This is a genomic window from Williamsia herbipolensis (genome assembly GCF_036153515.1).
Classification (GTDB): Bacteria; Actinomycetota; Actinomycetes; order Mycobacteriales; family Mycobacteriaceae; genus Williamsia_A; species Williamsia_A herbipolensis.
The window spans coordinates 1,315,799-1,337,885 of record NZ_CP108021.1; the positions used below are offsets into that span (position 1 = coordinate 1,315,799).

Annotated in this window: 21 protein-coding genes; 10 read left to right on the plus strand and 11 right to left on the minus strand. The window is 70.0% G+C overall.

The genetic code is table 11. The features are described 5' to 3' along the window. Nucleotides 1-22: 22 nt before the first annotated feature. Genes OG579_RS06030 through typA form a run of 4 tightly spaced genes read right to left on the minus strand, consistent with a single transcriptional unit; the run spans nucleotide 23 to nucleotide 5,152 of the window. Nucleotides 23-382 carry a facilitated glucose transporter gene (locus OG579_RS06030; protein WP_328858440.1) on the minus strand — a complete coding sequence of 120 codons (360 nt, stop codon included), beginning with the start codon at nucleotides 380-382 and terminating at the stop codon, nucleotides 23-25. Between the two features lie 5 nt (nucleotides 383-387). After that, nucleotides 388-1,287 (minus strand): N-acetyl-1-D-myo-inositol-2-amino-2-deoxy-alpha-D-glucopyranoside deacetylase, encoded by a 900-nt coding sequence (mshB, locus tag OG579_RS06035; protein ID WP_328858441.1) that lies wholly within the window; start codon nucleotides 1,285-1,287, stop codon nucleotides 388-390. After that, nucleotides 1,284-3,209: an ABC transporter family substrate-binding protein gene (locus tag OG579_RS06040; protein ID WP_328858442.1), complete on the minus strand. Its 1,926-nt coding sequence runs from the start codon at nucleotides 3,207-3,209 to the stop codon at nucleotides 1,284-1,286. The genes mshB and OG579_RS06040 overlap by 4 nt, the downstream gene beginning before the upstream one ends. Nucleotides 3,210-3,241: 32 nt before the next feature. Continuing rightward, a complete protein-coding gene (gene typA, locus OG579_RS06045; RefSeq protein ID WP_045823470.1) occupies nucleotides 3,242-5,152 on the minus strand; it encodes a translational GTPase TypA in 1,911 nt (636 codons plus the stop codon). 150 nt (nucleotides 5,153-5,302) lie between these two features. Between typA and OG579_RS06050 the strand changes: the two genes are divergently transcribed. The 3 genes from OG579_RS06050 to OG579_RS06060 all read left to right on the plus strand — a co-directional run bounded on the left by OG579_RS06050 (nucleotide 5,303) and on the right by OG579_RS06060 (nucleotide 8,293). Further along, nucleotides 5,303-5,482: a hypothetical protein gene (locus OG579_RS06050; protein ID WP_055790494.1), complete on the plus strand. Its 180-nt coding sequence runs from the start codon at nucleotides 5,303-5,305 to the stop codon at nucleotides 5,480-5,482. 102 nt (nucleotides 5,483-5,584) lie between these two features. Next, the gene (locus OG579_RS06055) at nucleotides 5,585-6,814 is read left to right on the plus strand and encodes a DUF4185 domain-containing protein (protein ID WP_328858443.1); all 1,230 of its coding nucleotides are present in this window, start codon (nucleotides 5,585-5,587) and stop codon (nucleotides 6,812-6,814) included. Between the two features lie 180 nt (nucleotides 6,815-6,994). Then, nucleotides 6,995-8,293, plus strand: a complete 1,299-nt coding sequence (locus OG579_RS06060) for a DUF4185 domain-containing protein (RefSeq protein ID WP_045823472.1) — start codon at nucleotides 6,995-6,997, stop codon at nucleotides 8,291-8,293. Between the two features lie 32 nt (nucleotides 8,294-8,325). Here OG579_RS06060 and OG579_RS06065 read toward each other — a convergent pair whose 3' ends face one another. From OG579_RS06065 to OG579_RS06085, 5 genes are read right to left on the minus strand one after another with little or no spacing between them, the layout of a single operon-like run. Beyond that, nucleotides 8,326-8,856 carry a PASTA domain-containing protein gene (locus OG579_RS06065; RefSeq protein ID WP_328858444.1) on the minus strand — a complete coding sequence of 177 codons (531 nt, stop codon included), beginning with the start codon at nucleotides 8,854-8,856 and terminating at the stop codon, nucleotides 8,326-8,328. Nucleotides 8,857-8,868: 12 nt separating this feature from the next. Beyond that, on the minus strand, nucleotides 8,869-9,279 hold the full coding sequence (locus OG579_RS06070; protein WP_328858445.1) for a (deoxy)nucleoside triphosphate pyrophosphohydrolase: 411 nt from the start codon (nucleotides 9,277-9,279) through the stop codon (nucleotides 8,869-8,871). Further along, nucleotides 9,276-10,334, minus strand: coding sequence for an ABC transporter ATP-binding protein (locus OG579_RS06075; RefSeq protein ID WP_328858446.1), 1,059 nt, complete (start codon nucleotides 10,332-10,334; stop codon nucleotides 9,276-9,278). Before OG579_RS06075 ends, OG579_RS06070 begins: the two co-directional genes overlap by 4 nt. After that, nucleotides 10,331-11,992: an ABC transporter permease gene (locus OG579_RS06080; RefSeq protein ID WP_408068754.1), complete on the minus strand. Its 1,662-nt coding sequence runs from the start codon at nucleotides 11,990-11,992 to the stop codon at nucleotides 10,331-10,333. Before OG579_RS06080 ends, OG579_RS06075 begins: the two co-directional genes overlap by 4 nt. A gap of 22 nt (nucleotides 11,993-12,014) precedes the next feature. Further along, on the minus strand, nucleotides 12,015-13,040 hold the full coding sequence (locus OG579_RS06085) for a thiamine ABC transporter substrate-binding protein (RefSeq protein ID WP_328858447.1): 1,026 nt from the start codon (nucleotides 13,038-13,040) through the stop codon (nucleotides 12,015-12,017). A 113-nt stretch (nucleotides 13,041-13,153) separates the two neighbouring features. Between OG579_RS06085 and OG579_RS06090 the strand changes: the two genes are divergently transcribed. The 3 genes from OG579_RS06090 to OG579_RS06100 all read left to right on the plus strand — a co-directional run bounded on the left by OG579_RS06090 (nucleotide 13,154) and on the right by OG579_RS06100 (nucleotide 15,584). Beyond that, nucleotides 13,154-13,474: a 4a-hydroxytetrahydrobiopterin dehydratase gene (locus tag OG579_RS06090; RefSeq protein ID WP_328858448.1), complete on the plus strand. Its 321-nt coding sequence runs from the start codon at nucleotides 13,154-13,156 to the stop codon at nucleotides 13,472-13,474. 292 nt (nucleotides 13,475-13,766) lie between these two features. Further along, nucleotides 13,767-14,534, plus strand: coding sequence for an Rv1157c family protein (locus OG579_RS06095; RefSeq protein WP_328859171.1), 768 nt, complete (start codon nucleotides 13,767-13,769; stop codon nucleotides 14,532-14,534). A gap of 222 nt (nucleotides 14,535-14,756) precedes the next feature. Continuing rightward, nucleotides 14,757-15,584: a hypothetical protein gene (locus tag OG579_RS06100; RefSeq protein ID WP_328858449.1), complete on the plus strand. Its 828-nt coding sequence runs from the start codon at nucleotides 14,757-14,759 to the stop codon at nucleotides 15,582-15,584. Between the two features lie 79 nt (nucleotides 15,585-15,663). On the opposite strand, the gene OG579_RS06105 is transcribed toward OG579_RS06100, so the two are convergent. After that, the gene (locus OG579_RS06105) at nucleotides 15,664-17,112 is read right to left on the minus strand and encodes a sugar porter family MFS transporter (RefSeq protein ID WP_328858450.1); all 1,449 of its coding nucleotides are present in this window, start codon (nucleotides 17,110-17,112) and stop codon (nucleotides 15,664-15,666) included. Nucleotides 17,113-17,283: 171 nt separating this feature from the next. Here OG579_RS06105 and OG579_RS06110 point away from each other — a divergent pair, with 171 nt between their 5' ends. The 4 genes from OG579_RS06110 to OG579_RS06125 all read left to right on the plus strand — a co-directional run bounded on the left by OG579_RS06110 (nucleotide 17,284) and on the right by OG579_RS06125 (nucleotide 20,460). Further along, nucleotides 17,284-17,853: an HhH-GPD-type base excision DNA repair protein gene (locus OG579_RS06110; RefSeq protein WP_055790516.1), complete on the plus strand. Its 570-nt coding sequence runs from the start codon at nucleotides 17,284-17,286 to the stop codon at nucleotides 17,851-17,853. Between the two features lie 79 nt (nucleotides 17,854-17,932). Further along, nucleotides 17,933-18,787 (plus strand): hypothetical protein, encoded by an 855-nt coding sequence (locus tag OG579_RS06115; protein ID WP_045823480.1) that lies wholly within the window; start codon nucleotides 17,933-17,935, stop codon nucleotides 18,785-18,787. 51 nt (nucleotides 18,788-18,838) lie between these two features. Then, nucleotides 18,839-19,525, plus strand: a complete 687-nt coding sequence (locus OG579_RS06120; protein ID WP_328858451.1) for a transketolase — start codon at nucleotides 18,839-18,841, stop codon at nucleotides 19,523-19,525. Next, nucleotides 19,522-20,460, plus strand: a complete 939-nt coding sequence (locus OG579_RS06125) for a transketolase family protein (RefSeq protein WP_328858452.1) — start codon at nucleotides 19,522-19,524, stop codon at nucleotides 20,458-20,460. Before OG579_RS06120 ends, OG579_RS06125 begins: the two co-directional genes overlap by 4 nt. A gap of 284 nt (nucleotides 20,461-20,744) precedes the next feature. Here OG579_RS06125 and OG579_RS06130 read toward each other — a convergent pair whose 3' ends face one another. Next, complete coding sequence (locus OG579_RS06130; protein WP_328858453.1) at nucleotides 20,745-22,070, minus strand: WS/DGAT/MGAT family O-acyltransferase; 1,326 nt, start codon at nucleotides 22,068-22,070, stop codon at nucleotides 20,745-20,747. Nucleotides 22,071-22,087 lie beyond the last annotated feature (17 nt).

Consider the following 22,087-nt stretch of genomic DNA (forward strand, 5'->3'; position numbering starts at 1 on the left):
ACAGAGGCGGTCGAGGCCACCATCACCCTCGTCCCACGGGCAGTCGGCCACTCCAGGACAGCACGACGGGGACCCCGACACCCACCGCGACCAGCAACAACGTGCGCCAATCGCCGAAGAGAAGCGCGTCGCCGCCGGGGCCGCCGAGGAGCCCGACCGCCACGGCCAGCAGCCATCCGGCCAGCGGCAGGTAGCGCAGCGATCCACCGTCGAGGCCCGACGCCAGCCAGATGAGCAGGCCGTTGACCGCACCGCCGATCACCGCGGTGATCGGCATCGGCACCGACCCGACGTAGGAGTTGACGAACGCCAGCGACAGCAGGCCGACGACGAACCCGTCCACCGCGAGCGCGCCGAGCAGCAGTCGGTCCCGGGTGTCCACGGCGCTCACACCTCTCGCGTCGACGGCCCGAACAGGTCGTTCTCGCGTCCGCCCGGCCCGGTCGGCTCGAGGTCGCCGTCCACGAGGATCAGATGCTCCTCGGCGAAGATCGGCTGCAGGATGTTGTTCGACAGGGCGTATTCGGTGCGCGACGGCGACACCGTGACCTGGGTGGCGTGTGCGGCGAGGGCGTCGACCTTGCGGTCGAGGACCGTACTCACGTCGATGGCGGTGGTGATCTGGTCGTCGCGGTAGCGGGGCAGTTCGCCGTGCAGCGGCATCCGCCAGCCCGGGGGGACGCGGTCGACGGCCTCGTCGAGACCTTGCGCGAGTGCCGACGCCTCGGTCACCGACCAGTAGTGCTTGGCGACCGACCATCCCCGCTCGCGGGCCTCGGCGATCGCGGCTCCGCAGATCCGGTGGACCGTGAGGTGATCGGGGTGGCCGTAGGTCCCCGCGGGGTCGTAACCGACGACGACCTGCGGCCGCCGCTCCACGATGACGTCGGCCAGCGCCGAGACCGGTTCGGCGATCGGGGCACCGACGAAGGCCCGCGGGTGTGACGCCGAGGGCGCCCCGGCCATGCCGGAGTCGCGCCAGCGGCCGGCGCCACCGAGGAACAGCGGGGTGAGGGGTTCGGCACCGTCGGGGCTCAGTGCGGCGAGCGCGCGGGTGAGTTCGGCGATGCGGTAGCCGCCGAGCTGGTCGGCGCCGCCGTCGGCGGCGAGCATCGCCCACTGCTCGCCGATGACCTCGCCCTCCTCACCGAGCGTGCAGGTCACCACGGTGACCTCGGCGCCCTCGTCGAGGTACCGGGCGATGATCCCGCCGGTCATGATCGACTCGTCGTCGGGGTGGGCGTGCACCACCAGCAGGCGCGCTCCGGCGCGGTTCACGGTGCTCATCGGTCCGCGAGCCGCCAGCCGCCGGTGGCGCCGAAGATGGCCGTCCCGACCGGGCCCTGCAGCGGCACATCTCGCACGCCGGGCCCGATCGCGGTCAGCATCGAGTCCTGGTAGACGGGCAGATAGACGTGCTGCTCGGCGATCACCGCAGCGGCGGTGCGCAGATCGGCGATCGGGTCGACCGATCCCATCGCCCGGGCGGCGAGACCGACCAGGGTCGGGTCGCACAACCCCGACACGTTGCTGGGGAACCGCACCTGATCGCTGTCGTTGCGCCCGCCGCCCTGATCGGCGGTCGAGGTCCCGGTGGTGGTGGTCGGCACCGACGACGGCGTCGCGCTGCCCGATGCCGGGGCGCCGCTCGAGGCGGTGCCCGACGCGGGTGCGGCGTCGGTCTGGTCGCATTCCACGGCCGAGGCCAACCGCGTCGCGGGCGTCACCGACGCGGTGCGCCAGCCGACGACGAGGTCCACGTCGCCACCGGTGAGGGCGGGACCGTAGAGCTCCGCCGACGTCAGTGCGCGCACCTCGGTGGCGATGCCCGCCGCCCGGAGCTGGTCGGCGACGCTGTCGGCCGCGGCGCGGGTGCGCACGTCGCCGGCGACCACGCCGACGCGGACCGACAGCGTCGACCCGCCGCGCTGCAGCGGCACGACTCCGCTGGGCAGGGACGGTCCCGACGCGGCGTCGGTCGTCGAGGGTGTCGTGGTGGTGGTCGGGGTCGTCGTGGTGGGGGTGGTCGTTCCCGTCGTGGTGCCGCTGCCGGTGGGGGTCGTCGAGACCGCGGACGGCACGGGGAAGTACCCCGCCGACGACAGCAGCGACGAGATCGCCTCGGGAGATGGGCGTGTGGAATCGACGGGTACGTAGCCGGGGTCGGTGGGTACGAGGACCGCTCCCGCGAAGGGGGTCACGGTGGACTCCCCGGCACTGGCGTCGGTGAGCACCTGCGGGTCGATGATCCCCAGCACGGCCTGACGGACCGACGGCAGCGACATCGACGGGGTGCGCGTGTTCACCGTGACGCCCAGCGAACGGCCGACCGGGGTGCGCCCGGTGGCGACACCGGGGATCGCGGACAGGGTGCCCGCGAGCGCGGGTCCGCCGGCGAGGGCGACGACGCGGGTGTCGGTCGACCGGATCGACTCGGCGAGCTGGCTCGCGGTGCCGACGCGGTGCAGGACGATCTGATCGACCACGGCCGGTGTCCGCCAGAAGCGGTCGTTGCGTTGGAGACGGACCTCGTCGCGGCTCGTGTCGATGACGGTGATCGAGTAGCGCCCCGCCGACACCGGGAGACCCACGTCCATCCCGGTCTGGAACCCCTGGGGCACACCCCGCAACACGTGCGACGGCAGCATCGCCGAGAACAGTTCACGCCACGCCGGATACGGGGTGCGGAAGCGCACCACCGCCTCCTTGCCGCCGGCACGCGAGGCGACGTCGTCGATGAGTCGGTACCCGGCGGGGGCGATGGTGCCGGGCTGACGGGACATCTGCTGCCACAGATACGAGAAGTCGTCGGCGGTGACCGGGAGGCCGTCGGACCACTGCGCGTCCTGCGCGATGCGGTAGGTCACGGTGAACGGTGACTGTGAGGTGACCTCGGCGCCGTCGAGGACGGCGGTGTCGAGCGCCCACGACACGCCGCCGGGTCCGGCGCTCGGGATGAAGGCGCTGGGCAGGGTCATCGCCGCGACCGCCGCGGTGACCGGGCTCTGATCGGCCGACAGGTGCGGGTTGAGCCCCACGCCGATGCTGTCGGTCGCGACCGAGATGGTCTGTCCCTGCGGCACGTCGGTGGCCGGGGGCGGGGTCTCGGACTGTTGGACCGGCGGGGGCGGGTCGGCGGTGCACGCCGCGGTCGAGAGCACCGCGACGCAACCGAGCACCACCGCCCACCTGGGCGCGCGTCTGCGCATCGCTGCGACGTCCACCGCCACCGGCCTCGAGATCAGCTGACGCTCTGGTTGCGTGCCTTGGCGCGCGAACGCTCACGGCCGCGGGCGGTCGCGTCGAGCTCCACCTTGCGGACGCGCACGACCTCCGGCGTCACCTCCACGCACTCGTCGCCGGCACAGAACTCCATGGCCGCCTCGAGATCGAGCTGCATGGGCTTGGCGAGGGTCTCCATCACGTCGGCCGAGGACTGACGCATGTTGGTCAGCTTCTTCTCACGGGTGACGTTGATGTCGAGGTCCTCCTGGCGCGGGTTGATGCCCACCACCATGCCCTCGTAGGCGTCGGCGCCGGGCTCGACGAAGAACGTCCCGCGGTCGGCGAGCTGGATCATCGCGAACGGGGTCACCGAACCGGAGCGGTCGGAGACGAGCGATCCGGTGTGGCGTGCCCGGATCTCCCCGGCCCACGGTGCGTAGCCGTCGAAGACGGCGTTGGCGATGCCGGTGCCGCGGGTCTCGGTGAGGAAGTCGGTGCGGAAGCCGATGAGGCCGCGCGAGGGCACCACGAACTCCATGCGGACCCAGCCGCTGCCGTGGTTGGTCATCTCCCCCATGCGTCCCTTGCGGGCCGCCAGGAGCTGCGTGACCGCGCCCAGGTACTCCTCGGGCACGTCGACGGTGAGGTGCTCGAACGGCTCGTGCAGCTTGCCGTCGACCTGGCGGGTGACCACCTGCGGCTTGCCGACGGTCAGCTCGAAGCCCTCGCGACGCATCTGCTCGACGAGGATCGCCAGCGCGAGCTCGCCACGACCCTGGACCTCCCAGGCGTCCGGGCGACCGATGTCGAGCACACGCAGCGACACGTTGCCGACCAGTTCCTGGTCGAGGCGCGACTTGACCATGCGCGAGGTCAGCTTGTGGCCCTTGACCCGACCGACGAGGGGTGAGGTGTTGGTGCCGATGGTGACCGAGATGGCGGGCTCGTCGACGGTGATGCGCGGCAGGGCGACCGGGTTCTCGAGATCGGCGAGGGTGTCGCCGATCATGATCTCGGGCATGCCCGCGACGGCGACGATGTCGCCGGCGACGGCCTTCTCGGCCGGGGTGCGCTCGACGCCGACGGTGGCGAGCAGTTCGGTGATCTTGGACCGCTCGATGACCGGCGCGCCGTCGACCTCGCGCATCCACGACACGGTCTGTCCCTTGGTGAGGGTGCCGTTGTGGATGCGGACGAGTGCGAGGCGACCGAGGAAGGCCGAGGCGTCGAGGTTGGTGACGTGGGCCTGCAGCGGGGCGTTCACGTCGCCCTTGGGGGCGGGGACGTAGCTCATCAGCACGTCGAAGAACGGGTCGAGGTTCTCGCCCTCGGGCACGTTGCCGTTCTCGGGTGCGACGGTGCTGGCGATGCCCGCGCGGCCCGAGGCGTAGAGCACCGGCAGGTCGAGCGCGAGTTCGGCGGCCTCGGCGGCCTCGTCGTCGACGTCGGAGGCGAGATCGAGCAGCAGGTCGTGGCTCTCCTCGACGACCTCGGCGATGCGGGCGTCGGGACGGTCGGTCTTGTTGACCAGCAGGATGACGGGCAGCGACGCGGCGAGCGCCTTGCGCAGCACGAACCGGGTCTGCGGCAGGGGGCCCTCGGAGGCGTCGACGAGCAGCACGACGCCGTCGACCATGGACAGTCCGCGCTCGACCTCGCCGCCGAAGTCGGCGTGGCCGGGGGTGTCGATGACGTTGATGATCACCTCGGTGCCGTCGGGCTGGACCCGGTGCACCGCGGTGTTCTTCGCGAGGATGGTGATGCCCTTCTCGCGCTCGAGGTCACCGGAGTCCATCACCCGGTCGACCACTTCCTCACGCTCGGTGAACACGCCGGATTGGCGAAGCATCGCGTCGACCAGGGTGGTCTTGCCGTGGTCGACGTGGGCCACGATCGCGACGTTGCGGAAATTCGGAACAGCAGTCACTGAGATTTCTTTCGGGTGGTGGACTCGAGGGTCACGACATGGCAAAGAAGGCCGGACTGGTGCGCGACCGCATACCAGGGTATCGGTACCGCGGGTGAGATGACGCTCACGCCCACATCGCAAAGGTAAGGCTCTGCTAACCTGACGCTCGTGTCGAAGAAGATCACGCCGACGACGCTGCACACGGCGAAGTCCAAGAAGAAGTGCTGCCGCAAGTCCATGCGGTGCACCAGCTGCCCCGTCGTCCTGCACCGTCTGCGCAAGATCGACGCCGACGAGTTCACGAACAAACAGTTCTCGAAAGCCCTGAAGAAGGCACGCGCGGCCTGACCTCGGGCCGAAGTCCCCCGAGAAGCCCGTTCGCCTGGGTAACATCGCCCGGACGTTCTCGGGGAGGGTTTCACCGTGCGACCACGTTCGTTTCTCGCTGTCATGACCACCGCCTGCCTGACCGCATCACTCGCGGCGGCGATCGGCGTCGCCGCGCCGGCCTCGGCGGCCCCGTGCGGCAACAAGGGGATCTTCGGCTCCAGCCTGGCGTTCGGGAGCAGTTTCGGCGGGCTGCTGGGCAGCCGGAGCGACCAGAAACCGTTGCCGCGCATCAGCACCGGGACCAGCCGCACCATCGGATGGGTCACCGGCGCGCTGTCGAACAACCGCACCGACACCCGCTTCGGGATCTCCGGGACCGATCTCGGCATCTCGTGGGACAACGGCTCGGGTCAGACCCTCATGGCCTTCGGCGACACCTACGGCGATTGCAACGCGCCCGGTCAGCAGTGGCGCCACAACACGATCATGCGGACCACCGACACCGATCCCGACAACGGGCTCGTCATCGGCCCCGGTATCCCCGGTGACATCCGCTCGGGCGCATCGGTGTCGACGGCCGCGCCGCGTACGGCGTCGGAGGCCGTCGGCTCGCCCGGCGTACCGGGGGTGGCCATCACCTCCATCCCCACCGCGGGCATCGCCATCAACGGCATCCAGTTCATGAACTACATGTCGGTGCGGTCGTGGGGCGCGGCCGGGCGCTGGGTGACCAACTACTCGGCGATCGCGGTGTCGCGCGACAACGGGCAGACGTGGACCACGGCGCAGAGCACCGTGCGCCCCAACCTCCCCGCGCCGTCGCCGGGGGTGCGCGTCGTCGACGACAGCAACGGCAAGTTCCAGCAGAGCGCCTACGTCGACGGGCGCGACGGCTTCATCTACCAGTACGGCACACCCAACGGCCGTTTCGGCGCCGCCTTCCTGGCGCGCTTCCGTCCCGCGGACATCCTCGACCTCGGCAGGTACGAGTACTTCACCGGCGATCGCAAGACCCCGTGGTCGCCCGACAAGACGAAGTCGAACTCGGTGGTGCGCGAGCCGGTCGGCGAGTTGTCGGTGGCGTGGAACGCCCGGATCGGACGCTTCGTGATGCTGACCGGCGACGAGAACCGCGGATCGATCACCCTGCGCACCTCCCGGACGCCGCAGGGCCCGTGGAGCGGCCCGACCACGCTGCTCACCTCGGGGCAGCTCAGCGGCGTGTACGCCCCGTACATCTACGCCGGGACGTCGCCGGACAGCTCGTACCTCTACTTCACGGCGTCGCGGTGGCAGGACTACAACGTCATGATGATGCGCACCGATCTCTCGCTCATCCGGGTGCCCTGACCGAACCCTCACGGCCGTAACGATCCGATGACCGTTCGGCCGCAAACCGATCCTGGATTCCCGCTGCCGTACGGAAGTCGTGGATAGTCGGCGGGTAAACCCCACCCGCCTCACCAGTCACACGCGCACCATCATCGGTGTCGGCTCGTGGCCTGGGGATCCCGCCTCTCGAGGAGCGTCATGCCCGTCCTGCGCCGCAGTGCCGTCCTGTTGACCACCGTGTGCACCGCAGCGGCGACCCTGGTCGGCCTCGGGGTGGCGGGCACCGCGTCGGCGGCGCCGTGCGGCAACGCCGGACTGCTCGGATCGAGCCCGCTGGGCAACGCCATCGGCAACGCGTTCGGCAGCTTCGGCAGCAGCGGCGGCCCGCTGTTGGGCAAGAGCAGCTCGCAGGGGCCGCTGCCGACGGTCAACGGCGGCAACACCACACCGGTCGCATGGGTGACCGGGGCGAAGTCCCCGAACAACACCGAGGCGCGCTTCGGCATCTCCGGCACCGACCTCGGGATCGCCTGGGACAACGGCACGGGTCAGACCCTCATGGCCTTCGGCGACACGTTCGGCAACTGCAACGCCGCCGGCCAGCAGTGGCGCCACAACCTGATCCTGCGCACCACCGACACCAACCCGGCCGACGGCGTGACGATCGGCAACGGCGTCCCCGGTGACGTCCGCTCGGGCGCCGTGGTCGGTTCGGGCGCACCCACGTTCGCCACCGAGTCGATCCCCGCACTCGAGATCGCGGGGGTCGAGGTGACCACCATCCCGACCGCGGCCATCGCGATCGACGGCAAGCAGTACATGAACTACATGTCGGTGCGGCAGTGGGGCGGACCGGGGCGGTGGGTCACCAACTCCTCGGCCATCGCGGTGTCGAGCGACAACGGTCAGACGTGGGCGACACAACCGCAGACCGTGCGCCTGAACCTCCCGGTCACCGTTCCGGGGGTCGAGCAGGTCGACGACAGCAACGGCAAGTACCAGCAGAACGCGTACCTCCGCGGGCACGACGACCCGTACATCTACCAGTACGGGACACCCAACGGACGCTTCGGCGCCGCGTTCCTCTGCCGATTCCTGCCCGGGAACATCCTCGATCTGAGCAAGTACCAGTACTACACCGGCGACAGCGACCCCACCAAGACGTGGTCTCCCGACACCACGAAGTCGAAAGCCGTTGTCACCGAACCGGTCAGCGAACTGTCGGTGGCGTGGAACAACCGTCTCCAGCGTTACGTGATGCTCTACGGCAACGAGACCACCGGCAACCTCGTGATGCGCACCGCGACGGCACCGCAGGGACCGTTCAGCGCACCGACCACCCTGCTCACCAGCCAACAGCTCGGCGGGGTCTACGCGCCGTACATCTATCCCTCCAACGGCGGCAACGACCAGTACCTGTACTTCACCGCCTCGCGATGGCTCGACTACAACGTCATGATGATGCGCACCGACCTGTCGCGGATCCCCGTCGGCTGAACCGACGCCGACCTGTTCGGCGACAACCGTTCCTAGCAGGGGTTGGGCTCGTCGGTCTTGACCACCGACAGCACCGCGTCGCCCTCGCCGATGCGCGCACCGGCCGCCGGTGACTGCGCGACGACGATCCAGTTGCGGTCGACGATCTGCGCGCGCCCGGCGCCTGTCGCGTCGCGGCTCCGGGAGTAGAAGACACCGGTGCGCTGGATGAGATCCTGGGCCGCCTGAAGGTTCATGCACACGACCTGCGGCATGATGCCCTCGCCGGACGCCGCGGTCGTCGACCGTGGCGCGTCGGTGGTCGAGTCCGGGGACGCCGATGAGGGGGTCGACGACGGGGTGCTGACCGTGGTGCTCGGCGCGACGGTGACCGTGACCGGCGGCGCGGCGACCGGATCGTCGGATCCGCCCGTCCCCACCACCACGGCGATCACGATGACGAGCAGGATCACCGCCGCTCCCAGGATGATCCAGGCACCGGTGTTCGGCGACCGACTGGGGGGTTTCGCGAACGGATCGGTGTCGTCGCCGGGATCGAATCCACGTGTCGGGGGCAGGGACATGGTCGCTGATCCTTACTGGGCGTCGGGCGCGTCGAGGAGCGCGAGGAGGTCTGGGAGCCACGCGGTGTCGGCGGGGACCACCGCCCCGGCGTCGGCGAGGGCGCGCAGCCCGTCGGCGTCGACCCACCGGACGGCGAGATGTTCGGTCGCCGTGGGTGTCCCGTCGCGGAGCACGCAGCGCATCGCGATCAGGTCGACACCCGGCGCCACCTCGACGCGACCGCCCACCGTCTCGTGGACGGTCACCTCGATGCCGAGTTCCTCGCCAAGCTCGCGGGCCAGTGCCTCCTGCGGCGACTCCCCCGGCTCCACCTTGCCGCCGGGCAGCTCCCACAACCCCGCGAGCTCCGGTGGTCGGGAGCGCTGCGCGACGAGCAGCCGTGGTCCGTCGATCACCGCGCCGGCGACGACCGTGCGGGTCATCCGATCACCGCGATACGGTCGGGATCGATGGCGACCCCGACGGTCTCACCCACCGACAGAGCGGGTGTGGACACCGCCGACACGATCGTCCCGTCGTCGAGGGCGACCGACAGGAGGTGTTCCTCGGGCAATGCCGCGACGCTGCGCACGATCGCGCGCACCCCGCGCTCCTCGCCGCACACCACCACCGATCGAGGTCGCAGACCCACGACGACCTCCCCGCCCGCACCGTCGGATCCACCGTCGAACAGCCGCCCGGCGAGGGCGACGGTTCCGAGCACGGTCTGCACCGCCGTCGAACCGGTGTCGGCATCGCGCACGAGGTGCCCGCCGATCAGGGTGGTGCATCCGACGAACCGGGCCACCCACTCGTCGACCGGTCGACGCCAGATCGTGTCGGGCGCAGCGGATTGCACGATGCGACCCTCCGACATGACCGAGATCCGGTCGGCGATGACGGCGGCCTCCTGGTGATCGTGTGTCACGAGGATCGCCGGGGTCCCGGCGACGCGCAGGATCTCGGCGATCTCGGCGGCGAGCCGCTCACGCAGCCGGCGGTCGAGCGAGGAGAGCGGTTCGTCGAGCAGCAGCAACCGTGGGCGCGGCGCCAGCGCGCGGGCCAGCGCCACACGTTGGGCCTGCCCGCCGGACAACTCGGTGACCGCGCGGTCGGCGAGACCGGAGAGCCCGACGAGATCGAGCAACTCGGCGACCCGTTCCGCGGTCGCCGCGCGTGACCACCGGCGCGCGCGCAGGCCGTAGGCGATGTTCTGTCCGACCGTGCGTCCCGGCAGCAGCTGGCCGTCCTGGAAGACCACGCCGAAGTCGCGTCGGTGGGTCGGCACGGCGGCCAGGTCGACACCGTCGAATCGCACGGTGCCGCCGGCGATCGGTTCGATCCCCGCGATCGCCCGGATGAGCGTCGACTTCCCGCACCCCGACGGGCCGAGCAGAGCGGTCACCGGCGCATCGGCGGTGCCGATGTCGAGGTCGATGTCGTCGATGACCACCTCGTCGTCGTAGGTGACGCGCAGCGAACGCACCTCGAGCGTCACAGGTCACCGCCCGAGACGGTGCGGAACGACTCCATCACGACCACGGCGATCGCGGTGGCGACGATCATGAGCACCGAGCACGCCATCGCGGTCGCCAGATTGTCGGCGCCGGGGCGGTTGAGTGCCGAGCCGATCAGCACCGGCAGCGTGGTGGTGCCCGGCCGGGCCAGGAATCCGGTCGCCCCGAACTCGCCGACGGCGATGATGAAGGCGAACGCCCCCGACGCCGCCAGCGGACGCCAGATGAGCGGCAGGTCGACCGTGCGCCACACCCGCCACGGTCCGGCACCCAGGGTCGCCGCCGCATGGCGCAGCCGAGGCGGGATCGCCGCGAGCGCGGGGGCGATCACACGGATCACCACCGGTACCGCGATGAGTGCCTGTACGGCCGGGATCAACCCCGGCCACGACGCGACACCGGCGGGCAGCGAGGCGAGCACGATGAGATAGCCGAAACCGACGGTCACCGCACTGACACCGAGCGGGACCAGGGCGAGCGCCGAGCCCACCGTGGACGCCGTCCCCCGGGCGCGTTGCAGCGCGATCGCCGCGAGCAGGCCGATCACCACCGACAGCACCATCGCCCACAGTGCACTGACGACGCTGTACTGCAGTGTCTGCAGGGGTGTCTGACCGTTGACCGCGCGGGTCAGCGACCGATAACCCGACAGCGTCCACTCCCCTCCGGCGGTGGGACGCAGCGATCGGATCACCACCACCGACAGCGGTCCGACCAGGACGACCACCGCCCACACCGCGACGAGCGCGGCCACCGCCCGCGACGCCCGGCCGCGGACCCGCGCCGTGGCCTCGCGCGCGACGACCGCGACGGTCCGCGGCGTCACCCACCCGGAGATCGCGACGACGACGATCACCACGATGATCTGCAGCAGCGACAGGGTCACCGCCGCGGGGAGGTCGAAGTAGCCGATCGCCTGGGTGTAGACGGCGGTCTCGATGGTCTGCCAGCGGCCGTTGCCGAGGATGAGGACCACGCCGAAACTGGTGGAGCAGAACAGGAACACCAGCGCCGACGCGGACAGGATCGGGACGATCAGACGCGGCAGCACCACGGTGGTGAAGGCGCGCCACGGGGTGGCCCCGAGGGTGCGGGCGGCCAGTTCGGCGCGAGGATCCTGCGTGCGCCACGCCGACCCGACCACGCGAACCACGACGGCGATGTTGAGGAAGGCGTGGGCGGCGACGATCGAGGCGACGCTGCCGTCGAGGCCGAGACCCGACAGCGGCCCACCCGGGGACACGATGGCGCGAAACGCCATGCCCACCACCACCGTCGGCAGCACGAAGGGAATGGTCACCCCGACCATCAGCACGGTCGAGGTGCGCGCGCTGCAGGTGGCGACCAACCAGATGATCGGCGCCGCGACCACGAGGGTCACCAGCGTCGAGCCCGCGGCCTGGGCGAGGGTGAACCCGAGCAGACCCCAGGCGTCGGTGCGACGGGCCAGGTCGAGCAGACCCTCACCGTCGGACACCCTGACCGCGCGGACGACCAACGCTCCGACCGGCCACACGAAGAAGACGCCGATGAAGGCCAGGGGGATCACGGTCAGGACCGCGACGACGCGGCGGTGGCCGGTGTCGCCGGTCTCGCCGCGGCGGCGCCGGACCGGCCGCAGCCGTCCCGCGCCGGTCACCGCGTTCGCGGTGGCCGTGACCTCAACGCCCCAGGATCGTGCGCCACTGCTTCTGCCAGTCCTCGCGGTTCCGTGCGATCGAGGCCGCCGACAGCTCCACCGTCGAGGTGGGCAACGGCGCGTACTTCTGCCACGTCTCCGGCAACGTCACGCCGTCGCGGACGGGATAGACGTACATCGAGTCCGGCAGCGCCTGCTGCACCTGCGGACTCAACATGAAGTCGACCAGCTTCTTCGCCCCGTCGGTGTTGGCCGCACCCTTGAGCACGCCCACGTACTCGACCTGTCGGAAGCATCCGTCGAGCAGCGCCTTCGTCGCGGGGTTCGCCGCGGGCGACGAGGCGTACGACACGACGATGGGCTTGGGGCCCTTGCCTTCTCCGCCGGAGAACTGCTGGTTGTACCCGATCTCCCAGCCCGACACGACGGTGACGTCGTTGGCGCGCATGGCGCGCCAGTAGTCCCGCCAGTTCGACGGGTCGGCGGCGATCGTGGCGAGCAGGAAGCCCATGCCCGGCGACGAGGTCGCCGGGTCCATGACCACAGTGTCACCGCGGTAGCGGGCGTCGGTGAGCTGGGCGATCGAGGTCGGGGCGGGGATGTTGCGCTGCGCGAACCATGCCGTGTCGACGTTGACGCAGACGTCGCCGCGGTCGACCGGCGTCAGCTCGTCCTTGTCGCCGTTGAGCGCGTACTGCGCCGCGCCGCCGACCAGCGCCGGGGAGCGATAGGACTCGAGCGCGCCGGCCTCGATGGCGCGCGAGGCGAAGGTGTTGTCGATGCCGTAGACCGCGTCGGCCTTGGGCCGCCCCGGGGTCAGCGACACCTCCGAGGTCAGCTGTCCCGCGTCGCCCGACTGCGACACCTTCAGCTCCAGGCCGGTCTGCTTGCGGAAGTCCGCGATCACCGAGTCGGGCAGGGCGAAGGAATCGTGGGTGAGCAGCGTGACCGACGCCGTCGAGTCGGAGTCACCGCACGCGGTCGCCATCGACGCGGTCAGCGCCGCACCCATCACCACGATCATCGCCCTGCGACCCCACCGCTGCACCCCGATCGACCTCCTCCACCCACCAGCGCTCCGGACACGGCGTCCGGGCGCGGAGTTCTTCTTCCGCGATCTAACCAGCACGCTGCAGGCGGGGCGGGGTGCACCATGGATGCATGGCATCCGACGACTCCGCCACCGGACCTCGACCGCTCGATCCCGACGAGATCGAGGCAGCGCGCCCGACCCTGCCCCTGTGGGAGTGGGGCGACGGCGTGATCCGACGGTCGGTCGAGGCACCGTCGTTCCCCGCGGCGATCGATTTCGTGCGGCGGGTGGCCGAGGTGGCCGAGCGCCGCGACCACCATCCCGACATCGACATCCGCTGGCGCACGGTCACGCTGGCCCTGAGCACACACTCAGCGGGAGGATTGACCGTTCTCGACCTGGAATCGGCGCGGGAATACGACTCCCTCGCGCCGGAGCCGAGTGTCTGAACTGCCGGTGTCGATCGTGTGTGCAGCGCGTAACAATCGCATCACCAGTCACATGGGTCACTCTGGTATCACGCTATGGTCCCTGGACGGTTGTCGACACGCGGTGACCGCCTAGACTCACCCGCGGCGCCCCTCGAGGTCGCCGACGGGGACGACAAGATTCGACGGCGACCACGGTTGTGTCGCCACAGACGGGAAGTACCACGCTGTGAAGGGTGTTCTAGTGCGAAACGCAGGCGCGCGTCCCGGGTCGTTGACCCGTCGGGCCGTCTCCATCACGGCGTTCGCCGTGATGACCGCCCTGGCCGCACCGGCGGTCGCCACCGCCGCTCCGGTCGCCGCAGCTCCGGCCGCCGGCGCGCCGAAGGTCGACCAGCAGACGCTCGATTCGGTCGGCGCCTTCTTCCCCGCGATCATCGGATCGGTCGCCACCCCCGGTCCCGACGGCAAGGCCAACCCGGCCCTGATCTCGCAGGCCACCGCGCTCGCGACCGCGAAGGGTGTGCCCCCGCAGGTCGGGGCCATCTGGGACCAGGTCGTCGGATTCCTGAACAACACCGCCAAGCCGTCGCAGGTCGCCAAGGTCGCCGCCGCGAACAACAAGGCGGCGAACAACGATCCGATCATCCCGACGGGCCCCAACGCCCCGAAGATCCAGCAGTTCCTCTACCCCACCATCGGTTTCGGTTGCACCCCCGCCGGGAACTCGGTCGGCACCGCACTGGTGACCGCGGGTCCGCAAGCCGCCCCGGCTCCGGGCCCTGCCCGCGGACAGGCCGGCTACGTCTACACCAGCCTGGGCACCGGCCCCGCCGTCGACAACGCACGCAACCCGCTGATCGCGATCTGGATCAACATCGACACCGGCAGGACCGGGCAGATCAACCTCAAGCGCAACGCGAAGATCAACGCCGTCAACGGTCCCGGCACCTTCACCGCGATCGCCAACACCGGCCGGGGTCGCGTCCTCTCCGCCATCTACGGCGCGGTGACGACGAAGAACAACAACCGCGTGAACAGCTGCACCATCGTCCCGACCGTGGGCCTGTCCTACATCTGACCCAGCGCTCGACGAACTCCCATTCACCCGCCACGGCACACGCCGTCGGCGGGTGAATTGTTGTGCGCACCAGTACCAAACGCGATTCGGTCCCGGTCGCGTCTCATCTCGATCACGTGCGTTGCGGCTCGCGGACACTCGTGCGAATGTTCACTCGTACCCCCCTGGCCACTTCTGTCACACTCCCTCGGCGCGTCGACCGACACCTCGCCGAGACCGGCCATGAGCTTCGAGGAGCCCGACCCCATGCCGATCCACACCCGCGCGCGCCGCGCCGCTCTGCGCACCGGCGTCGCCGCCGCGATCAGTGCCGCGGCCATCGCCGTCGCAGCCGCACCGGCCGGCGCCGTGCCCACCACCACCACCGTGCCGGCCGGCCAGAGCACGCCCGTCGACTCGGTCGCCGCGGCTGCCCTCTCGGCGCTGACCGGCAACTCCACCGCGACCCAACAGCAGACCCCCACCGCATCGGGTCAGGACATCGGCGCACTCCTCGCCCAGGCCAACGACACCCTGCGCAAACTCGGCATCCAGCCGTTCCTCAACCCGTCGGTGGCGTTCAACTGCGTCGCGCCGACCTCGACCAACCCGTTCGGCCTCGCCCCCGCTGTGGGCGGCGCGGTCGCCGGGCCCTACTCGGCACCGGGGCTCCCGGCGCTGCCGATGATCAACGGGATCGACCCGAACATCGTCAAGAGTGGTGAGACGCTCTACGGCTTCGTGCCCGCCGGCATCACACCCGACGCGAACACCGCGGGCATGCAGGTCGCCTGGTTCAACATCAACTCCGGCAAGGGCGGCTTCGCCCAGATGGGTGACGCGTCGCAGACGATCATCGACCGGTACCTCGCGGGGGTCCCGGCCGGACCGATCCGCGACGTCGCCGTCGCCACGGTGAAGACCGTGCTCACCACCATCGCGCCCGCAGGAACCCGGCTGGCCCCGGTGGCCACCGGCAAGGGCACCGTTCTCTCCGCGGTGTTCGGAACGGTGAACAGCGGCGGCCGCAGCTGCTTCTTCCTCCCGATGGTGGGCATCACCAACGCCTGACGCACGACGACGACGGCCGGTCGAGGGAGCCCCTCGGCCGGCCGTCGTCGTGTCGGGAACGGGTCGCGTTGAACTCGGGTCAGGAGACCTCGGTCGGTATCGTCTTCCCGCTGCGGAGGTCGCCCATGTCCTCGAGTTCCATACCGTTCGTCTCGGGCACCTTGAACTGCACGTAGAAGTACGAGATCGCCGCGCACAGTGCGAAGAACCCGTACACGTAGGCCAGGCCCAGGCTCTGGCTCAGCTGCGGGAACAGCAGGGAGATCGCGAAGTTGGCGATCCAGTTCATCGCCGTGCACACACCGAGCGCGACACCGCGGATGCGGTTGGGGAACATCTCGCCGAGCATCACCCACATCACCGGGCCCCACGTCGCGGCGAAGGCGACCACGAAGAGGTTGGCGCCGATCAGGGCGAGGGTGCCGTAGGTGTCGGGCAGGGTGACCGAGTCACCCGAGCCCTGCTGCTGGGTGAACGCGATCGCCGCGAGCACCAGGCCGATGAACATGCCGACCGAGCCGATCTTCAGCAGACGGCGACGACCGATGCGGTCGACGAACAGGATGGCCCCGAAGGTCATCACGACGTTGATGACACCGGTGATCACCGATGTCTTGAACGACTCGCTCTCGGAGAACCCGACGGACTGCCACAGGGTGGTCGAGTAGTAGAAGATCGCGTTGATGCCGACGAACTGCTGCAGCACGGCGATCCAGATGCCCACCCACACCAGGGGGTGCAGACCGAACGACGGGCCGCGGATGTCCTTGAGCGACACGTTGGATTCACGCTTGAGCGTCAGGCGGATCTCCTTGACGCGGTTGAGCGGATCCTTCTCACCGGTCACCTCGCGCAGGATGCGGGCGGCCTCCTCGTCGAGGTTGTTGCCGACGAGGTAGCGCGGCGACTCGGGGATCATCAGGGCGAGGACGCCGTAGACGATCGCCGGGATGACGCCGACGAAGAACATCCAGCGCCAGGCCTCGATACCGAACCACAGGTCGTTGGACGCGCCGCCGGCACTGTCCTGCAGCAGGGAGTCCGAGAGCAGGGCGATGAAGATGCCGATGGTGATGGCGAGCTGCTGCATCGACCCCAGCGCGCCGCGGAACTTCGCGGGCGCGATCTCGGCGATGTAGGCCGGTGCGATCACCGAGGCGATACCGATGCCGAGGCCGCCGAGGATGCGCCAGACGATCAGATCCGGGACGCTCCAGGCGAATCCGGTCCCGATCGAGGAGATGAGAAACAGGAACGAGCCCACGAGCATCACCGGCTTGCGGCCCCACTTGTCGGCGAGGCGACCGGCGAACCACGCGCCGAGTGCGCAACCGAGCAGGGCCACGGCGACAGCGAAGCCCTTGAAGAACTCGCTCAGCTCGAAGTGTGACCCGATGGAGTCGACGGCGCCGTTGACCACGGAACTGTCGAACCCGAAGAGGAAGCCGCCGACCGCCGCGGCGACGGTGACGCCGATGACCTTGGCGACGTGTTGGTCTTGTTTGGTGTCCTGAGCCGATGTGCTCACCTGACCACCCCGATCTGCTTCGTGGAGAGTGGGATCGGCGCCGAGGGCCCCGCCGTTTCCGGACCACCCTGTGCCGTGGGGAACGCTACTCCCCACCCACCCCGCCGAGTCGGCGATCGACGCAGGTGTCGCGAGGCGGACCGGTGCGGCGGCAAAAGTTAGACTCCCGACATGGTCACACTGCAGATCGCCCAGGACCCGGCCGCCGACGAGCTGTTGTCGAACGATCCGTTCGCCCTGTTGGCCGGCATGCTGCTCGATCAGCAGTTCCCGATGGAACGTGCGTTCGCCGGGCCGGCGAAGGTCCTCGACCGGTTCGGCACGCTCGACCCGGAGAAGATCGCGACGGCCGATCCCGACGCGTTCGCCGACCTGTGTGCCACTCCACCGGCGATCCACCGCTACGGGCGGTCGATGGCCAAGCGACTGCAGGACCTGGCGAACGTGATCGTCGCCGAGTACGACGGCGACACCACGCGCATCTGGACCGAGGCCACCAGCGGCGCCGATCTGGTGAAGCGGATCAACGCACTACCCGGATTCGGTGAGCAGAAGGCCAAGATCTTCACCGCCCTGCTGGCCAAGCAGCTCGACGTCAAGCCCAAGGGCTGGACGACCGCGGTCGGCGACTACGGCAAGAAGGGATTCCGCTCGGTCGCTGACGTCGTCGACGAGGAGTCCCTGAACAAGGTCCGGGCGTTCAAGAAGGAACAGAAGGCCAAGGCGAAGTCGGAGGCCTGACCGCCCGCTTCGGCGAGCCCGGACAGGGGAACCCGGTGATGAGTTCTCCGTCACACCGCGATGGCATAACCTGTCATCCATGGATGTGAGAGTCGGTTACACGCTGCCGTTCAAGGTCGGCTTCGCCGTGACCGGTGTGGCACTGGCCGCGGTCGAGTCGAGCGTGACCATCGCGCGCCTGACCTTCGAGAACGTCGCCCACGAGGTCAACAACGTCTTCGGCGTCGAGGACACCACCAACTTCTCGGCGCGGACGCCGCTCGCCCTCATCGGGCAGATCGCCGAGATGCTCGGCCCCGACCGTCCCATCGGCAAGATGCTGGCGCAGGACGGCGCCCTCGACCGCCTGTTGTCGCCCGGCGGCGTCGTCGATCGGCTCACCGAGGCCGACGGCTCACTCGAACGCCTCACCGCCCGCGACGGTCTCCTCGACCAGATGGCCGAGGAGGACGGGATCCTCATCCGCCTGGCCTCCAAGGGCGGACCGCTGGATCGTCTGTCCCGCAAGGGCGGCGTCATCGACCAGTTCACCGAGAACGAGGGCATACTCGAACGCCTCACCGGCGAGGGCGGGGTGGTCGACAAGCTGACCGCCGAGAACGGGCTGCTCAACAAGATGACCGAGACCGGCGGCATCATCGACCGACTCGTCGACGACGGCGGACTCCTCGACCAGCTCGTCGGCGAGGGCGGTGCCGTCGAGCGCGCGATCGCCCCGGGCGGCACCATCGACCGCATCACCGAGCTGACCGAGGTCATCAGCCAGCTCGCCCCCAGCATCGTCGCGATCCAGGAGACGGTGCACGAACTGCGCGACGCCGTCGACGTGCTGAACAACGCGGTCACCCCGCTGTCCGACCTCGCCGGCCGCCTGCCCAAGCGCCTCGTCCGCGGCAACGGCAAGCAGGCCGAGCTCAACGGGCACCAGCACTGAATCGACGCGAGCGCTTGACCTGAACAAAGGTCGAGGTTGCATCGTGGTCGCATGACCACCACGACACCCCTGGGTCGTCGGGACCTGACCGCGCTGATGGCGCGGATGACCGGCGACGAGAAACACGACGCAGCCGCACTGTCCACCCTCGACGTGGTGTGGACGCTCTACCACCACGTCCTCGACATCTCCCCCGACCGCCTCGACGATCCCGACCGCGACCGGTTCTATCTGTCCAAAGGCCATGGGCCCATGGCGTTCTACGCGACGCTGGCCGCACACGGCTATTTCCCGGTCGAGTGGCTCGATCACTGGACGTCGGTCGACTCCCCGCTCGGTGCGCACCCCGACCGGGCGCTGATCCCCGGATGCGAGATCTCCTCGGGATCGCTCGGCCACGGGCTGCCGCTCGCCGTCGGCACCGCACTCGCGTTGCGTGCCCGCGGGAGCCGTGCCCGTGTGCTCGTCCTCGTCGGCGACGCCGAACTCGACGAGGGGTCCAACGACGAGGCCATCGCCTTCGCCGGCGCCATCGGGCTCGACGGTCTGACCGTCATCGTCATCGACAACGCCTCGGCCACCCATCGCCGACCGCACCGCCTCGCGGCGCGATTCGCGCTCGAATCGTGGTCGACCGCCGAGATCGACGGACACGATCCGACCGCGATCCTCGGCGCACTGCAGCCGTCCGAGCCGGGTCCGCGGGCGGTCGTCGCCAGGGTGGAGGCGAAGTCATGACCGATCCACGAACCCGATTCGCGGACACCGCCGTCGACCTCGTCGACCGCGACCCCGACACCGCACTCGTCTACGCCGAGATCGGCGGACAGTTCTTCGGCGGCGCAGCCGCGCGCCACCCCGACCGCGTCGTCAATGTCGGCATCCGGGAACAGCTCCTGGTGAATGTCGGTGCCGGGATGTCGCTGGCCGGCATGTTCCCGATCGTGCACACCTTCGCGCCTTTCCTCGTCGAACGCGCCTACGAGCAGATCAAGCTGGGCTTCGGCCACCAGGACGTCGACGGCCTCCTGGTCTCGACCGGCGGATCGGTCGACATGTCGACCACCGGACGCACCCACCAGACCGACGCCGACGTCGCGCTGATCGACGCGATCCCCGGCGTCGCGATCCACGTACCGGGCACCGCCGCCGAGGTCGAGGCGGTGATGCGTGCGGCCCACCGGCGCCGCGGACGCCACTACGTTCGCGTGACGGCACAGCAGAACTCGGCCACCTTCGACGCCGCCGACGGTCAGCTGCACATCGTGCGGCCCGGATCGTCGAACCTCGTGATCCTCGCCGTCGGCCCTGTTCTCGACGCCGCACTGGCCGCCGCGGCGGAGATCGCCCACACCGAGGGCGTCGAGGCGACCGTCTGCTACACCGCGACCGTCCGACCCCTCGACACCGACGGGCTGTCGAGAGCATTGGCGCACAACACATCCGGCAAACACCCCGACGTGGTGTTGGTCGAGCCGTACCTGGCCGGCACGTCGGCGCACGTCGTGTCGAGTGCCCTCCTCGACCGGCCGCACCGACTCCTGTCGTTGGGTCACGGCCGCGCCGAACGACGGCTCTACGGAACCCCCGAGCAGCACTTGCAGGTCTCCGGGCTCGACGCGGCAGGGGTGGCGCGATCCGTCCGGGCCCTGATCAGGGCACACGCGGCGTAGCGTGAACGGCACACGCCTGCGACGGGAGATGCACATGGGACAACCGATACCTGCGCCTTCGCCACCGGAACCGCCGGATCCCGGCCCGCCGATACCGACGCCCGTGCCCGTGCCCGAGCCCGGTCCCCCGATGCCGGACCCTCCTGCGCCCACTCCTCCTGGGCCCACTCCCCCTGCGCCCACTCCTCCCGGGCCCACTCCCCCCGGGCCCACTCCCCCTGCACCGCCTTCCCCGGGGCCGACGCCGGATCCGGCACGGCCGACGGTGATCTGACCGACGTGGTCTAGGTGTTCAGTCGCGCGGCCAGACGGTCTCGGTAGGCGTCGACGTCGGCGAGACCGGTCGGTGACGAACAGATCGAGATGACCACGCGGTCACCGATGCCGTGCACGCCGTGCGTCAGCGTCTGCATCGGCGACAGCGCCGGGAAACCCGTCGTGAACACCAGGCGCCCGCCGCCGAGAACGAGGTCGGCGGGTCCGCGGTTCACGCTGGACACCACGACATTGCCGGTCATCGTGTCGGGGACGACATCGGCGTCGAAACCCGCCACACCCCAGCGGATCAGTGCCGCCGGTACCGACGCCATGGCCCTCGACTCGGCCACGGTGGCGGGGTGGGCGGCGCGCAGGACCGCCGCGTCGATCTCGTCGCCGATGCGTCGCGCACGAACGGCACGGTCGGGCTCGGTGATCCACAGGTCGATTCCCGCATTGCGGAAGTGGTTGCGCGCCAGACGGACACCGGGTTTCGCGACGGTGATCTCCGCACGTAGACCGACCGACGGGTCGACGTCGAGGTGCTCGGCCAGGGCTTCGGAGATCACCACCAGGGCACCGCGGGTCACCGATCCACCGATCGCCCGCAGCGCGTCGCGGTCGGTGTGGACCGTCCGCAGCTCACGGCGGTGGTCAGGTCGGGTGTTGACGGCGACCAGCGGCCCGCCGGCGGGGGCGGCCGACACCCGCCCCTCGGCGATGTCGCGCTCGCGCCATCGATGCGCGCGGTGGGCGCCGACGGCGGCCACCGCCAGACGCCCGGCCCGTACCGGCATCGAGACCACCGCGCGTGCGACCGCCCTCGTGGGCGAGAAGGTCCCGATGTCCGCGACGGAGCCGAGGGAGTCGGACACGAGGGGGTCGGGGCCGAACAGTCGCCGGGCGATGTCGGAGGCGAGGGTGCCGTCGGCCAGGGCGTGCGCGATCTGCAGCACCGCGACGACCGTGGCGCCGTGCACCCCGGGGGCATCGGAGATCGGATCGAACAGATGTACCCGCCAGCCGTGGTCGGTGAGGTCGATCTGGTCCGCCATCTCGGCACCGAGGATGCGCAGACAGTCGTCCCATCCCTGGGCCCGATGCCGTCGCAGCTGCCGCGTCGACACCGGCGCGTGCACCCAGTACGGGAAGTCGAGACCGTGCGGGACCTCGACGATCCGCAGCATCAGATCGTCGATGCCGGCCGCCCGGCCGAGGAGCGCCGACCCGATCTCGTCGATCGAGTCGCCGGGTCCCACACCGCGATCGAAACAGTAGAGCAGGAACTGGTCGCTGGGGATCGTGGCCGACATCCAGTACGCCTGGGCGTCGGTCGCGGTCATCAACTCCACGCGCCGCACGCTAGCAG

Bases quoted from the DNA above. Each gene is read 5' to 3' on its own strand.
- OG579_RS06125 (WP_328858452.1), top strand. From the start codon at position 19,522: ATGACCGATCCACGAACCCGATTCGCGGACACCGCCGTCGACCTCGTC.
- OG579_RS06065 (WP_328858444.1), bottom strand. From the start codon at position 8,856: ATGTCCCTGCCCCCGACACGTGGATTCGATCCCGGCGACGACACCGAT.
- OG579_RS06120 (WP_328858451.1), top strand. From the start codon at position 18,839: ATGACCACCACGACACCCCTGGGTCGTCGGGACCTGACCGCGCTGATG.
- OG579_RS06100 (WP_328858449.1), top strand. From the start codon at position 14,757: ATGAGCTTCGAGGAGCCCGACCCCATGCCGATCCACACCCGCGCGCGC.
- OG579_RS06055 (WP_328858443.1), top strand. From the start codon at position 5,585: ATGACCACCGCCTGCCTGACCGCATCACTCGCGGCGGCGATCGGCGTC.
- OG579_RS06095 (WP_328859171.1), top strand. From the start codon at position 13,767: ATGACCGCCCTGGCCGCACCGGCGGTCGCCACCGCCGCTCCGGTCGCC.
- OG579_RS06070 (WP_328858445.1), bottom strand. From the start codon at position 9,279: ATGACCCGCACGGTCGTCGCCGGCGCGGTGATCGACGGACCACGGCTG.
- OG579_RS06060 (WP_045823472.1), top strand. From the start codon at position 6,995: ATGCCCGTCCTGCGCCGCAGTGCCGTCCTGTTGACCACCGTGTGCACC.
- OG579_RS06040 (WP_328858442.1), bottom strand. From the start codon at position 3,209: ATGCGCAGACGCGCGCCCAGGTGGGCGGTGGTGCTCGGTTGCGTCGCG.
- OG579_RS06090 (WP_328858448.1), top strand. From the start codon at position 13,154: ATGGCATCCGACGACTCCGCCACCGGACCTCGACCGCTCGATCCCGAC.
- OG579_RS06110 (WP_055790516.1), top strand. From the start codon at position 17,284: ATGGTCACACTGCAGATCGCCCAGGACCCGGCCGCCGACGAGCTGTTG.
- mshB (WP_328858441.1), bottom strand. From the start codon at position 1,287: ATGAGCACCGTGAACCGCGCCGGAGCGCGCCTGCTGGTGGTGCACGCC.
- OG579_RS06115 (WP_045823480.1), top strand. From the start codon at position 17,933: ATGGATGTGAGAGTCGGTTACACGCTGCCGTTCAAGGTCGGCTTCGCC.